Annotated in this window: 10 protein-coding genes; 7 read left to right on the forward strand and 3 right to left on the reverse strand. The window is 67.4% G+C overall.

All coding sequences use genetic code 11. From position 1 onward, the window contains the following. Nucleotides 1-10: 10 nt before the first annotated feature. Nucleotides 11-763, reverse strand: a complete 753-nt coding sequence (locus GGR46_RS01870) for a kinase (protein ID WP_246425870.1) — start codon at nucleotides 761-763, stop codon at nucleotides 11-13. Between the two features lie 83 nt (nucleotides 764-846). Here GGR46_RS01870 and GGR46_RS01875 point away from each other — a divergent pair, with 83 nt between their 5' ends. Continuing rightward, entirely contained in the window at nucleotides 847-1,854 is a 1,008-nt protein-coding gene (locus GGR46_RS01875) for a LacI family DNA-binding transcriptional regulator (protein WP_183994032.1), read from the forward strand. 80 nt (nucleotides 1,855-1,934) lie between these two features. Further along, nucleotides 1,935-2,105 (forward strand): hypothetical protein, encoded by a 171-nt coding sequence (locus GGR46_RS01880; RefSeq protein ID WP_183994034.1) that lies wholly within the window; start codon nucleotides 1,935-1,937, stop codon nucleotides 2,103-2,105. A gap of 52 nt (nucleotides 2,106-2,157) precedes the next feature. Here the strand turns inward: GGR46_RS01880 and GGR46_RS01885 are convergent, their stop codons facing one another. Together GGR46_RS01885 and GGR46_RS01890 are read right to left on the reverse strand one after the other, a co-directional pair. Further along, complete coding sequence (locus GGR46_RS01885; protein ID WP_425506506.1) at nucleotides 2,158-3,429, reverse strand: MFS transporter; 1,272 nt, start codon at nucleotides 3,427-3,429, stop codon at nucleotides 2,158-2,160. 585 nt (nucleotides 3,430-4,014) lie between these two features. Further along, nucleotides 4,015-5,028, reverse strand: coding sequence for a LacI family DNA-binding transcriptional regulator (locus tag GGR46_RS01890; protein ID WP_183994038.1), 1,014 nt, complete (start codon nucleotides 5,026-5,028; stop codon nucleotides 4,015-4,017). Nucleotides 5,029-5,086: 58 nt separating this feature from the next. Here GGR46_RS01890 and GGR46_RS01895 point away from each other — a divergent pair, with 58 nt between their 5' ends. The 5 genes from GGR46_RS01895 to GGR46_RS01915 all read left to right on the forward strand — a co-directional run bounded on the left by GGR46_RS01895 (nucleotide 5,087) and on the right by GGR46_RS01915 (nucleotide 14,583). Then, nucleotides 5,087-6,631 (forward strand): MFS transporter, encoded by a 1,545-nt coding sequence (locus GGR46_RS01895; protein WP_246425871.1) that lies wholly within the window; start codon nucleotides 5,087-5,089, stop codon nucleotides 6,629-6,631. Nucleotides 6,632-7,121: 490 nt separating this feature from the next. Further along, nucleotides 7,122-10,481: a TonB-dependent receptor gene (locus tag GGR46_RS01900; protein WP_183994040.1), complete on the forward strand. Its 3,360-nt coding sequence runs from the start codon at nucleotides 7,122-7,124 to the stop codon at nucleotides 10,479-10,481. Between the two features lie 67 nt (nucleotides 10,482-10,548). Then, nucleotides 10,549-12,111, forward strand: a complete 1,563-nt coding sequence (locus GGR46_RS01905) for a tryptophan halogenase family protein (protein ID WP_183994042.1) — start codon at nucleotides 10,549-10,551, stop codon at nucleotides 12,109-12,111. Beyond that, nucleotides 12,108-13,550 (forward strand): tryptophan 7-halogenase, encoded by a 1,443-nt coding sequence (locus GGR46_RS01910; protein ID WP_183994045.1) that lies wholly within the window; start codon nucleotides 12,108-12,110, stop codon nucleotides 13,548-13,550. Before GGR46_RS01905 ends, GGR46_RS01910 begins: the two co-directional genes overlap by 4 nt. Next, the gene (locus GGR46_RS01915) at nucleotides 13,543-14,583 is read left to right on the forward strand and encodes a cupin-like domain-containing protein (protein WP_343057947.1); all 1,041 of its coding nucleotides are present in this window, start codon (nucleotides 13,543-13,545) and stop codon (nucleotides 14,581-14,583) included. Before GGR46_RS01910 ends, GGR46_RS01915 begins: the two co-directional genes overlap by 8 nt. Nucleotides 14,584-14,588: the final 5 nt, after the last annotated feature.

Consider the following 14,588-nt stretch of genomic DNA (forward strand, 5'->3'; position numbering starts at 1 on the left):
GATCGCCTCTTCAGCCAATCGGCGCCCGGCTGACGTCGAGCCGCAGTGTCAGGTCCGCCCATTCCGCGCCATGGCGCAGCATGTGGCGGGTCAGCCGCTCGTAATGCTGGACGAAGCCGCGAACTTCGCCGTCGGTCATCGGCCCGCCCGCGTTGCGCTCCTGCTCGATCCGCCAGTCCGCCACGATCTCGAAGCCCGGCGCCTCGAGGAACACCAGCTGGTCGATCCGCGCCCAGAGCGCCGCATAGGGCCCGGCAAGTTGTTCGTTCACCCAGCGCCGCCAGCGGCCATCGGGGTCGCGGTCGCGCTCCAGCGCGTTGACCGGCGCTGCCAGCTCGGCCTCGCCCTGCGGCCGCGCGTCCAGGCACCAGCCCTCGAGGATCAGCATCTCGGCGGGGCCGGGGACCTGTTCGGGGGCGCCGGGTTCGTCGCGCGCCTTGTCGAAGCGGGGGAGGAGGGCGGAGCCGCGCGCCAGCGCCTCGATCGCCGCCAGTCCCGCCGCCACGTCGTGCGTGCCCGGCACGCCGCGGGTGCGCAGCAGCGGATGGACGGTCTCGGCGAGCCGCTGCCGTGCCGCGCCGTCGAGATAGAGGTCGTCGAGCGACAGAACCGGGCAGCCGAAGCGGCTGGCGAGGGCGCGGGCGATCGTCGACTTGCCGCTGCCCTGGGCGCCGGCGATGCCCAGCACGAAGGGCCGCCTTGTGCCCGGCCGCAGCCTTGCGGCGATCCAGTCCGCGGCGGGAAGGGGTGGAAGCGGGGCCATTGCCCTGCTTCTGTGCTTGCGCACTGCCAGCGCTGTCAAATAAGGCTGTCACGGGCCGGGGCTGCCTCCCGGTGGGGAAAGCGATGTCCAGTCGTCCGACGATCAAGGAAGTTTCGAAGATCGCAGGCGTGTCGTTCAAGACCGTCAGCCGCGTGCTCAACAACGAAAAGCATGTCAGCGAAGAGACGCGCCGCCGCGTCGAGGAAGTCGTCGCGCGACTCAACTTCCGCCCGAGCCACGCCGCCCGCACGCTTGCCGGGCGCAAATCCTTCCAGGTCGGGCTGCTCTACGATAATCCCAGCCCCTATTACATCTATCACGTCCAGACCGGCGCGCAGCAGCGCTGCACCGAGCTGGGCTATCGCCTGCTCCTCCAGCCGATCGACAGCCAGTCGCCCGATCTGGTCTCGAACGTGCTCGCGCTGATCGACGAGACCCATCTCGACGGCCTGATACTGTCGCCGCCGGTGACCGAGGCGACGGCACTGCTCGACGAGCTCGACCGGCGCAGCCTGCCCTATGTCCGGATCGCGCCGGGCACGCGCAAGGAAGCCGGCATGTCCGCCTCGATGGACGACGTCGCTGCCGCACGCGAGCTGACCGCGCACCTGATCGGGCTCGGCCATCGCCGCATCGCGATGATCCGTGGTCTCGAGAGCCACGCCTCCTCGGCCGACCGTCTCGCCGGCTACAGGGCCGAGCTGGAGGCGCATGGCATTCCCTTCGATCCGGCGCTGGTCGTCGCGGCGGAGAACGACTTCGCCTCGGGCGCGGCCGCCGCGCGCGAGCTGCTGACGCTGAAGGACCGGCCGACTGCGATCTTCGCCGGCAATGACGACATGGCTGCCGGCGCGCTCGCGACTGCGCACGAGAGCGACATCGAAGTGCCGGCCCAGCTTTCGATCGCCGGTTTCGACGATTCGGACCTGGCGCGCGCGGTCTGGCCGCCGCTCACCACGATTCGCCAGCCGGTGCACGAGCTGGCCTCGGCGGCGGCGGAGCTGATCCTTTCCGGGACGGCGCCGCAATCGCGCGTGACGCTCGAGCACAAGCTGATGGTGCGGGCGAGCACGGGGCCGGCGCCCCGGTAACCAAATGCCGTCCCGCAGTTGGACTCGGTTAACCAAAGCTGGTGCTGGCGGCAAAAGTTAAGAAGTCGTTAACTGCTGGCATGCAACGCCAGCTCGTCCTTGAGGGCTATGCCCCCCGCCGCCACCCGTTCCGCCGCTATGTCCGCCGCGCCGTGGCGCAGCAGCGCAAGTTGCGCGACGACAGCGACGTGAAGCTCTTCGCCCTGAGCTTCACCGCCTTCTTCGTCTGCTTCTTCACGTTCATTGCCTGACGGCGACGGCACCGGCCCGGTGCCGTCCAGCTTCAGCGTCAGCTGAACCGCATCAGGGAAGCACGTCCGGTGCGTGCGGCGCGTCCTCGGCCCTGTAGAGCCGGTTCGCGCACCAGGCCGAGGCCAGGCACAGCGCCACCACCACCAGCAGGCATTCGGCCACGCCGACTCCGGGGATGTTGCTGATCCCGAAGATGCCGACCGACCCGAACACCATGAAGCCCGAATTGACGATGTTGTTCGCCGCCACGGTGCGCGCGGTCTGCGACTTCTCCACGGTGGTGGTCAGGAAGGCATAGAGCGGCACCACGAACATGCCGCCGGTGGTCGCGATCGCCAGCAGTGTTCCCAGCACCGCCCAGCCGATCGGCATCGACAGGAAATCGGCAGTCTTGAGCAGCGGCCCTTCATGCACCGGCCAGAAGTGCGCGGTGAGATAGAAGCAGATCACGAAGATCATCATCGAGAGCACCGAGCGCACGGCATATTTCGCTGAGACATGCCCCTTCAGCAGCCGGTTGATGATCACTGATCCGATCGCGATGCCCACCGAGAAGATGCCCAGGAACACGCTCGCCACGTCCTTCTGGGCGTGGAACACGTTCTTGACGAGCGGCGGGAACAGCACGCCGAGCACCGCGGCGATCGTCCAGAACACGCTGATCGCGATGATCGCCAGATAGAGCCGGCGGATGTGCATGGTGGCCGAGATCAGCCGCCACGAGGCGCGGAAGATGTTGTAGTCGATCTTGAGCTTGGTCAGCGGCGGCGCGGAGGGGATGCGCTGCGAGGCCAGCCAGCCGACAAGCGCCACGCCGATCACCGCGAACGCGGCGGCCTTGGCGCTGATCACCCCGCCGGCGATCGTGCCGCACAGGATCGCGATATAGGTGCCGGCCTCGACCATGCCGGTGCCGCCGAGCACGTCGTCCTCATCCAGGTGCTGCGGCAGGATCGCGTATTTGATCGGGCCGAAGAACGCCGAGTGTATGCCCATGCCGACCAGCGCGGCGAGCATCAGCTCCAGGTTCTTGAGGAAGATGCCCGAGGCGCCGATCAGCATGATCCCGATCTCGGCGGCCTTGATGATCCGCATGATCTTCGCCTTGTCGTAGCTGTCGGCGAGCTGGCCGGCGAGCGCGGAGAAGAGGAAGAAGGGCAGGATGAAGATGCCCGTCGCGATCGCGCTGAACCGGGTCTCGTCCTCGACCGAGTTGAAGATCTGGTAGGTCGCGAAGAAGATCATCGCGTTCTTGAACAGATTGTCGTTGAACGCGCCGAGGAACTGGGTGACGAAGAGCGGCAGGAACCGGCGCTCCCGCATCAAACCGAGCGCCGCACCATGCATAAGCTAACCTTCACCTCTGATTGCGGTTTTTCCGCTGAATGTCGGGCGGGCATAGCCGAGCGGCATGCACGGCGGCAATCGGTTAATCGGTTTCCCCCGCGCCGGGCCTTCTTTGACCGTCATCCCCGCGAAGGCGGGGATCCAGGATTTCTCTGCTGTTCCGCTCCTGGTTCTGGATCCCCGCCTTCGCGGGGATGACGGGGTTCGATGGCAAGTTTCAACGCTCGCAGGCGCGCTCGTCGAGAGTCAGGGCCAGTCCGCGTGCAACGCCATGTACCGTGTCGCCGACACGGCAATTGAGGCGAGCAATCAACACTCGTTTCTCCCCGAACGCGCCACCCTCGCTTCGTGCCGTGACAACCACCTCGTCGGCGTTCCATTTGGGATTGGCATGCGGCGCGATGCTGACGACTACCGCCCACGCTTCGCGTTCAGGCTGTTGCGTACAAGCTGCCAGCAAGGCCAAGGGAACAAGGAGCGGGAGACGATTGCTTCACATTGTTACCTTCCTAGCTGCTCGGGGTGCTGCCGCAATTCGGTTCGTCTCGGAACCGGTTGCATTCAAGCCCCACATGATTCCCGTACGATCAGGTCGGTCGGCAACCGCTCGGCGCTGGGATCGGGGGAGGGGTCGAGGATACGCGAGACCAGCTGCCGTCCCGCCTCGAACGTATCCTGGCGGATCGTGCTGAGCGCGGGGGTGGACAGCCGGGCGAGCAGCATGTCGTCATAGCCCATCACCGATACCTCGCCGGGCACCGACACGCCCGCGCGGCGCAACGCGCGGATCGCACCCAGCGCGATCAGGTCGGACGAGGCGACGATCCCGTCGAAATGGACGTGACGGCGCAGCAGCCGGCTGATCGCGGCATCGGCCGATTCGAGCTCGAAATCGACCGGCACCACCAGCTTGGGATCGGCGGCGATCCCGGCCTCCTTAAGCGCCTCGTCATAGCCGCGCTTGCGCTGCATCGATTCGGGATCGGTGCCGCCCAGGAACAGGATTGCCTTGCGCCCCAGACGGGCGAGATGCGCGGTCGCGCGCCGGCCGCCCAGCTGGTTGTCCGATCCGATCGAGCAATAGAGCTGCCCGGCCATCTGCGCGCCCCACACCACGAAATTGGCGTTGGTCTGGGTCAGCTGGTTGAACGCGTCGTGCAGCATCGACTGGCCGAGGAAGATCACCCCGCTTGCCCGGCTGGTCGTGGTGGTGGCGACCAGGTCCTCGTAATTGGCCGGCGTGGTGTGGCTCACCGTGAAGTCGCAGTCGCGCGCACGCGCCGCCTCGCCGATGCTGGCGAGCAGCTCGAGGAAGAAGGGATGCGAGAGCGGCAGTGGTCGGCCGCGCATGAAGGGCGTGACGATCACGATCGTCCCCTCGGCGCCCACCGGCGCGGCCGGCATATAGGGACGGAAGGGATAGTCGTGCTCGCGTGCCAGCGCCCAGATCTTCTGCTTGGTACGCGCGCTGATCAGGGGATGATCGTTGAGTGCCCGCGACACGGTCGAGATCGACACGCCGGCCAGCTTCGCCAGATCCTCCAGCGTCGTATTGTTGTTGCTACTGCTGCCCATTGTGCCCAAGCTTGAGGAAAGCCGAATACGGCATGTTTAGAACGGTGAGGGGGGAGCATTGCAAGCAGGCCGGCAGAGCGAGGCGATCGACATCGCCTGCACGCCAGCGCCCGGCACGGGCCGGCTTCGCCTGCTGCAACTCTGGAACATGTGCTTCGGCCTGCTCGGCATCCAGATCGTCTGGGGCCTGCAGAACGTCAACACCAGCCGTATCTTCCAGACGCTGGGCGCCGAGCTCGACGACCTTGCCATATTGTGGATCGCCGGCCCGGCCACCGGGCTGCTCGTCCAGCCGATCATCGGCCATCTGAGCGATCGTACCCGCGGCCCTCTCGGCCGCCGTCGCCCCTATATCCTGGCCGGCGCGGTCTGCACGGCGCTCGCGCTGTTCCTGATGCCCAACGCCACCAGCCTGTGGGCGGCGAGCCTGATGCTCTGGGTGCTCACCGCCTCGATCAACATCGCGATGGAGCCGTTCCGCGCGCTGGTGGCGGACCGCGTTCCGGAGGCGCAGCGCACCGCCGGGTTCGCGATGCAGGTGTTCTTCATCGGCATCGGCGCTGTGTTCGCCTCCGCCTTGCCCTGGATGCTCGTCCATTGGGCCGGCCTCAGCGGTCAGCCCGAACCGCATCTGCTGCCGCAATCGGTGCGCACCGCCTTCTATATCGGCGGAGTGTGCCTGCTCGTCGCGGTCAGCTGGACGATCGTCACCACCCGCGAGTGCCCGGCGCCGCCGCGCCTGCCGGAAGAGGCGATGCCGCCGCATGTCCTCTCGCCCGAGCGCGCCGCCTCGCTGGTCCGCCACGGCGTCGCCTGGATGCTGGCCGGGGCCGGGATCGCCGGCGCCGCCGCGCTCGCCGGCTGGAAGCGCGAAATCTATGTCGTCGCCGGCATCTGCTTCCTGTTCGGGCTGCTCCAGGCGGTGGTGGTCCGGCTGCGCCGTCTCGGCCGCAGCTCGATCGGCATGCTCGAGATTGTCGAGGATATCCGCTCGATGCCCGCGCTGCTCAAGCGCCTCGCCATTGTCCAGTTCTTCACCTGGTACGGCCTGTTCGCGATGTGGATCTATACCGTGCCGGCACTGGCGCTGCGCCACTATGGCACCGCCGACCCCACCTCGCCGGGCTATAACGCTGCGGCCGACTGGGTGGGGGTGCTGTTCGCCGGCTATAATGGTGTCGCGGCATTGGGCGCGCTGCTGCTCCCCGGTATCGGCGAGCGGCTCGGCCGCCGCGCGACCCATGCGCTGTGCCTGGTCTTCGGCGCGGTCGGGCTGGTCGGCTTCCTGCTGGTCGAGGATCCGCTCGCGCTCTGGCTGCCGACGGTGGGGGTGGGGCTGGCCTGGGCGGCGATACTGTCGATGCCCTATGCCATGCTCGCCGGCAGCGTGCCGCCCGGCAAGGCCGGCGTCTACATGGGCATCCACAACATGTTCCTGGTGATCCCCCAGCTCGTCGCCTCGACGATGCTCGGTCCGCTGGTCGGCCATGTCTTCCACGGCCAGGCCGAATATGCGCTGATCCTCGCCGCCGCGGCGCTGCTGATCGCGGCCGGCTTCGCGCTCACGCTCCCGCCCAGCGCCGATACCGGCTCCCGGCAATAGCCCTTTGCGGGCGCAAGGCTTTGCACTGCTTTGCATAGCCGTGCCAAGTTGTGCAAAACTTGCATTGATTGCAAGGCAAAATTGCACGCCGCGACTCGCGGCGGCAGCCCTCTCTAAGGCCAAATTCACTCGGAATATGGCATAATATGGTTGTTTTATAACAGTATAACTCCAATAATACTTTCGAAAATTTCCCTCTTGCGGCTTTGCTCAATTTACGCAAAGTTACGCAAAGAGCTTCCCGGCCTGGGCGGCTCGCAGTGGATGGCTGCGCCGAAGAGCGCCGCCGGCACATAGGAGGGTGTCTTGGGGGAAGCGCGGCATAGCCGGCTTGCGATCATGCGCAGCAGCGTCGGGCTTCGCCCTGCGCGGCTTTCGCGCATCCGCCCCTCTGCACACCGACACGAAATCTGAAGCGACGTCGCGGGGCGGGGGCTCCGTGGCTGCGTGCATGCAACAGCGCCGCAAAGGCGCGACGGAGGGAGGAAAGATGAAGCAGACCACCATCTTGCGGGGCAGCGCCTCGCTAGCCGCCTTGGCCCTGATGGGCCTGGCCGGCATTGCCCAGGCGCAGACCGCGCCGGCCAGCGCATCCGAAACGGTGCAGGAAGACGATGGCAGCGGCGGCGCGATCGTCGTCGTCGGCGTCCGCAAGGCGCTCGAGACCGCACAGACGATCAAGCGCGATTCCGACACCGTCGTCGATTCGATCACCGCGACCGACATCGGCGCCTTTCCGGACACCTCGGTGTCGGGCGCGCTCCAGCGCGTGCCGGGCATCACCACCTCGCGCCTGCAGTCGACCGACGACTCCACGCACCCCTCGGGCGAGCCGACCAGCGTGCTCATCCGCGGCCTCACTTTCGTCCGCACCGAGTTCAACGGGCGCGACAGCTTCTCGGCCGACAGCTATCGCGGCCTCAACTTCAACGACGTCTCGCCCGAGCTGATGGGCGGCGTCGACGCGTACAAGAACCAGACGGCGGAGATGATCGAGGGTGGCCTGGCCGGCACGGTCAACCTGCGCACCCGCCTGCCGTTCGACCAGAAGGGCCTGGTGATCGCCGGCAATGCCAAGGCGACCTATGGCACCCGCTCGAAGGAGTGGACCGGCGAGTTCTCGGGCCTGATCTCGAATACCTGGGACACCAATATCGGCCGCTTCGGCCTGATGGCCAATTTCGCCCGCAGCCATGTCGTCACGCGCACCGAAAGCGTGATCATGGACAAGATCGACACCTTCTGCACCACCGGCTCGACCAACGCCCAGGGCAACGGCATTGTCGGTTCCGACGGTTCGGTCGCCTGCGCTTCGAATCCCTTCGGCGGCTCGGGCTGGGCCTATATCCCCGACGGCATCCGCTACTCGCAGGTCGATTACGACCGCACCCGTCGCGGCATCTCGGCGGCGGCGCAGTACGAGAACAATGCGGGCAATTTCCGCATGACCGCCCAGTACAACGACAGCGAATATCACAATGCCTGGCTCGAGCGCGCCAGCCACGTGATCTTCCAGGGCGACGCATACGGCAAGTCGGCCTTCTTCCCGCGCACCAGCTCGATCCTCGGCGCGGCGCCGGGCACCTCGGCCTTCGTCTTCGGTCCCGACGGTATGCTCCGCTCGGGCACGCTCACCCAGGCGCATGGCAGCTGGCGCGGCAGCTGGGACAGCACCCAGGAAGCGATCAACACCGGCTCGGCCGTGCCGGGCCAGCCCTTCGTCAACAATTGCGCCGCCCCGTCGGTTTGCACCACGCTGCAGGACGGCCTCTATTTCCAGAACGAGGCGCGCAACTTCGATCACCGCGAGCGGACCCAGGATCTCTCGGGCAACATCAGCTGGGACGTGACCGAGAAGCTCCACGTCAATCTCGACGTGCAGCACATCTGGGCCAACACGACCAATGACGACATCCTCGTCGCGGTCGGCTCGATGGCCAACATGCAGTACAGCACGAACAGCGACGGCACGCCCAATGTGAAGCTGCTACCGGGCTCGAACGTGAACTATGCGGCCGGTGGCCTCTCCAACCCGCACAATTACTGGATGCCGTTCATCCAGGCGCACATGGAGAACAACGACGCCAAGGAAACCGCCTTCCGCGGCGATGTCGGCTACGACTTCAACGAAGGCAGCTGGCTGGACTCGCTGAAGATCGGCGTGCGCTATGCCGATCGCAGCCAGACGGTCCGTTATTCGACCTTCAACTGGAGCCCGGTCGCGGCCTCGTGGAACTGCAACGGCCCCGGCTTCAACATCGACAACACCACCGGCGGTAATTATCCCGCCTGCAACGCCACCCACGCACCCTTCAAGGGCTATGGCGCGGGCATGTGGGAGTCGGTCACGCTCGGCGACAACTTCTACAATGGTGGCGTCTACGCCAATGATCCGCTGGTCTACATGAACCGCGACACGCTGATGGACCGGGCGCGCCTGGTGCAGGGCGTCAGCGGCACGACCACCGGTTCGCCGATGGGCTGGGAGCCGATCTGCTCGCGCACCGGCACGGTCGATGGCTGCTACCTCCCGTCCGAGATCATGCACGTCAAGGAGAAGACCAAGGCGGCCTATGCGATGCTCCGCTTCGGCGGCGAGGGCAAGGATATCGGCGGGGTCAACATCCGCGGCAATATCGGCCTGCGCTATGTCCGCACCGACATCAATTCGGACGGCAGCGTGGGGTATCCGCTGACCACCACCTTCAACAACTATGTCCCCTGCGGCGGTCCGCTGCCGGCGGGCTGGGTGGTCAACCCGATGTGCTTCGTCACCCCGGCGGTGTCGGCCTTCGCCAATGGCGCCGGTTCGCCGAACGCCTACAAGTCGAGCTACGAGAACTGGCTGCCCAGCTTCAACCTGCGCCTCGGCCTGGACGACAAGAGCTTCATCCGCTTCGGCTATTCGCGCGGCATGTCGCGGCCTGACTTCGGCCTGCTGCGCAACTTCGTCTCGATCCAGGGACCGATCCTCGATGGCACCGCGAACTCGCCCTATCTGGTGAAGAACGCGGGCGGCACGGTCACCGGCTACAATTTCGTGTTCCGCGCGGAATCGGGCTTCCCGGCGCTCAAGCCGATCACGGCCGACCAGTTCGACCTCACCTTCGAGCATTACTTCGGCCGCAGCAGCTCGTTCACGATCGACGGCTTCTACAAGAAGCTCAACGGCACGATCTCCTACGGCGAGTTCCTGCGCAGTTTCACCAACAACGGCTCCACCCAGACGGTGCAGATGCGCGGTCCGCGCAACTCGGCCGATGGCGGTACGCTGAAGGGCGTCGAGGTCGCGTTCCAGACCTTCTTCGATTTCCTGCCGGGCGCGCTCAGCGGCCTCGGCACCCAGCTGAACTACACCTTTGTCGACCAGTCGGGGATCAACAACTCGAACCTGGTGACTCAGGGTGCGCTTGATGCGGGCGGCACCGGCGGCTTCGGCGCGGGCCTCGACGTGTCGGGCGGCCGCGGGGTGGTGATCGACTCGCACCAGCTGGCGGGCATCTCGAAGCACACGTTCAACGCCGTCGCGCTCTACGAGAAGGGCCCGATCGGCATGCGTCTCGCCTATAACTGGCGCTCGCGCTTCCTGACCAACAACCTCGACTGCTGCATCGGCCTGCCGGTGTTCCAGAAGGCGGCGGGCTTCCTCGACGGATCCATCCGCTTCTCGCTGGCCAAATGGGTCGAGCTCTCGATCGAAGGATCGAACCTGCTCGGCACCACCACGGTGTTCCAGCAGCAGATATTCGGCGACTCCGCGGCAACGCCGGGTGCCAAGCCTGTTTACCGTGACGCAAACTGGAGCCGCGTCGATCGCCGCTTCCAGTTCGGCGCCCGGTTCAAGTTCTAACTCCCCTCGGCGCCGTCGGCTTCATTCCCCGGCGGCGCCAGTTTTTTCCTCTTCACGAGCGGGTGCCATGCAGCCCAGGTCGAACCCTAGCGCGACGCCCCTGCGCGTCGTCATCGTCGGCGGCGGGACCGCAGGCTGGATGTGCGCGGCCGGCCTGACCCGCCTGCTTCCCAATACCGATTACGCGCTGACCCTGATCGAATCCGACGAGATCGGCACGGTCGGGGTGGGCGAGGCGACGCTGCCGCACATCCGCGATTTCAACGCGATGCTGGGGCTCGACGAGGCCGAGTTCCTGCGCGCCACCCAGGGCAGCTTCAAGCTCGGCATCGAGTTCGTCGGCTGGGACAAGCCGGGCGGCCGCTATTTCCATCCCTTCGGCGTGTTCGGCGAGCGCTGGGGCGGCACCGATTTCCAGCACCACTGGCTGCGCGCCCGGGCGGCGGGCCACGATGTCGGCGACCTCGCCGACTATTGCTTCGCCGCGGCGATGTGCCGCGAGGGCGTGTTCGACCTGCCCAACGAAGACACCCGCTCGATCCGCTCGACCTTCGCCTATGCCTATCATTTCGACGCGGGCCTCTATGCCGCGTTCCTGCGCGGCTGGGCCACGCCGCGCGGCGTGCGGCGCATCGAGGGCAAGATTACCGAGGTCACGCGGAACCCCGAAAGCGGACTGGTCGAGAGCGTCACGCTCCAGTCCGGCGCGATGATCGAGGGCGACCTGTTCATCGACTGCTCGGGCTTCCGCTCGTTGTTGCTCGGCAGCACGATGGGCGTCGCCTGGCACGACTGGAGCGAATGGCTCCCCTGCGACCGCGCCATGGCATTGCCCTGCGCCAGCGTCGACGGCATCACCCCCTATACCCGCGCCACCGCCCAGGCCGGCGGCTGGACCTGGCGCATCCCGCTCCAGCACCGCACCGGCAACGGCTATGTCTTCTCCAGCACCTTCTGCTCCGAGGAACAGGCCCGCGAGACGCTGCTCGGCGCGATCGACGGCGCTCCGCCCGCCGATCCGCGCCTGCTGCGTTTCCAGGCCGGGCGTCGTGCAAAGGGCTGGGAAGGCAATGTCGTCGCGATCGGCCTGTCGTCCGGCTTCCTCGAGCCGCTCGAATCGACCAGCATCTTCCTGATCCAGGCGGCGATTACCGATCTCGCCAAGCTTATGCCGTTCCCCGGCTGCGCGCCCGATCCGCGCCTCGCCGCCGAGTTCAACCGGCTCTACGAGATCCATTACGACCGTACCCGCGACTTCCTGGTGCTCCACTACACCGCGAACGCCCGCCACGGCGAACCGCTCTGGGACCATGTCCGCACCATGGCGCTGCCGGACAGCCTAGCCCACAAGATCGAGCTGTTCCGCGCCGCCGGCCGCGCGCCCGACTACAAGCTGGGCCTGTTCTCGCGCGACTCCTGGCTGGCGGTGCTGGTCGGGCAGGGGATCGAGCCCCGCGCGCACGATCGCCTCGCCGATCGCCTGCCGCTGGACGAGGTGGTCGAGCGTCTCACCGACCTGAGGGAGCGGATCGCCACCAACGCGGCGTCGCTGCCCGCGCATGCCGAGTTCATCACCAGCTATTGTGCTGCGGGAGCCGACAAGGCCGAAGACCAGGCGGTGTCGGCATGAGCGGCTCCTTCACCGTCATCGTCGCCGGCCGCGACGCCCCGCTCTGGCTCGCCGCCGCCGCGCTGGCGCGCAGTCTCGCGCCGTCAGGCGTCAAGGTCGAAGCGGTAGAGCTGCCCAGCGCGCTCACCCCCGCGGACGTATACGCGACCTTTCCGGCGCTCGAGGCGCTGCACAACCAGCTCCGACTAGACGAGGCGGGCCTGCTCCGCGCCACCGTCGCCAGCCTCACCCTCGGCCAGAACTTCACCGATCTCGCCGGTGCATATCCGCCCTTCCTCCACGCTTATGGCTCGGCCGGCGCCCGGATCGGCGACAGCGACTTCTTCGCCCATTGGGTCAAGGCGCGCCGCTACGGCCTGAACGTCCCGCTCGATGATTTCTCGCTCACCGCCGCCGCCGCGCGGCAGGGCCGTCTCATGTTCCCCGACGAGGAGAACGCGATCTATGGCCGCTGCGACTATGGCTATCACCTGCCGGCCATCGCCTATGCCCGGCTGCTGCGCGAAGCCGCGATCCGCTACGGCGCGACGCTCCACGCCGCCGACCAGCTCGCGGTGGAGCACGACGGCGATACGATCACCGCGATCGAACTGGGCGAGGATCGCCATTTCACCGCCGACCTGTTCGTCGATGCCGGCAACGTCCTGGGCGCTGCCACCTTCCACAGCTGGCGCGAGTATTTCCCGGTCGACCGCGTCCTCACCGCCGCCGCACCGGCCTTCGCGAACATCCCCGTCTATGCCGAGAACCGCGCGGGCCCCACCGGCTGGACCGCGCTCTACCCGAGCCGCCCGGCGACCTATGTCACCCACGCCTGGTCGAGCGTCCTTGCCACCGACGACGAGGCCCTAGCGGCCGCCAGCACCGCCTCCGGCCTGCCGCTCGCCGGCGTCGTGATTCGCGCAGTTGAGCCCGGCTGCCCGGCCCAGCCCTGGACCGGCAACACCGTCACGCTCGGTGCCAGCTTCGATCCCGTCCACGGCTTGGACCTGCTCGGCTTCCAGGTCAGCCTGGTCCAGCTCCTCGCCGATTTCCCGGCAGGCACCGGCTTCGCCGCCGAGCGCGCCGAGTACAACCGCGTCACACCGGAAGCGCTCGATCGCCTCCGCGACTTCCAGTCCGCCCATTATGCGCTGGCCCGCTATGCCGGCCCCTTCTGGGAAGCCGCTCGTGCGACCGAAGTCTCCGCGGATCTCGCTCACGCCATCGCGCTGTTCCGCGCCCGCGCCGAGCTCGCCCCGTTCGAGGAGGAAAATCTCCCGCCGGACAGCTGGCGCGCCTTGCTCCTCGGGCACGGCGTCGAACCCGAAAGCTGGCCGCCGGCGACCGATCGTGTCCCGCCCGAGGAAGTGAAGGCCCAGTTCCGTCGCATGCTCGGCTTCGTCCGAGAACAGGTGCTGCGCCAGCCGACCCAGGCCGAGTGGCTCGCCCGTGCCTGAGCCGCTGCGCCGCGTGCCCGATCCCGAGCCGAGTCCGCTCGACGGCCTGCCGCGCGTTGCCGCGCGCACCGCGCCACCACCGGCCGATCTTGCCGAGCTGATCGACGCCGGCGTGCCCGTCGTCCTCAAGGGGCTGTTCGAGCATTGGCCCGCGCTCGCCGCCGGCCGGGCCGGGGCAGGGGAGCTTGCCGCCTATCTCAAGGGCCATGATCGCGGCGCGCCCGTCCCGGTGATGGAGGCGCCCGCGCGCACCGGGGGCAAGTTCGGCTATGGCGCGGACCTGCGCGAGTTCAACTTCAGCCGCCGCAGCGCTAGCCTCAGCGACGCGCTCGACCGCATCCTGCGCCTCGCCGGCGAGGAGAACGCGCCCCATGTCGCGGTCCAGATGCTGCCGCTGGCGGCGCAGATGCCCGGCTTCGTCGCGCAGAACCCGATGCCGCTGCTCCCGGCGGGCGTCGCCCCGCGCCTCTGGGTCGGCGGCCCGGTTCACACCCGCACGCACAACGATCGCGACCACAACCTTGCCTGCGTCCTGACCGGCCGCCGCCGCTTCCTGCTCTTCCCGCCCGATCAGGTCGCCAACCTCTATGTCGGCCCGCTGGACAACCCGCCGCCGCTCTCGCTGGTTGATCCGGAAGCGCCGGACTTCGTCCGCTTCCCGCTCTTCGCCGATGCGCTGGCCACCGCCCGCGTTGCGCTCCTCGATCCGGGCGACGCGCTCTTCATCCCGCGCACCTGGTGGCATCATGTCAGCTCGCTCGGCCCGTTCAACGCGATGGTGAACTATTGGTGGGGCGACGACGCGATCGGGCTCGATCAGCCCAACGACGTCTTCCTCGCCTCGCTGCTCGCCTACAAGCATCTGCCGCCGCACGAGCGCGCCTATTGGCGGGCGATGTTCGAGGCGCATGTCTTCGGCGACCACGGCGCCGACCATATCCCGCCCACGCAGCGCGGCACCCTCGGCGCGATGCGGCTCGGCGAGCGGGCATCGCTCCGCCAGCGCCTGCGCGCCGCGTTCCTCAAATCATGACCTCC

The sequence above is a fragment of the Sphingomonas kyeonggiensis genome, from assembly GCF_014196745.1.
GTDB lineage: Bacteria > Pseudomonadota > Alphaproteobacteria > Sphingomonadales > Sphingomonadaceae > Sphingomonas > Sphingomonas kyeonggiensis.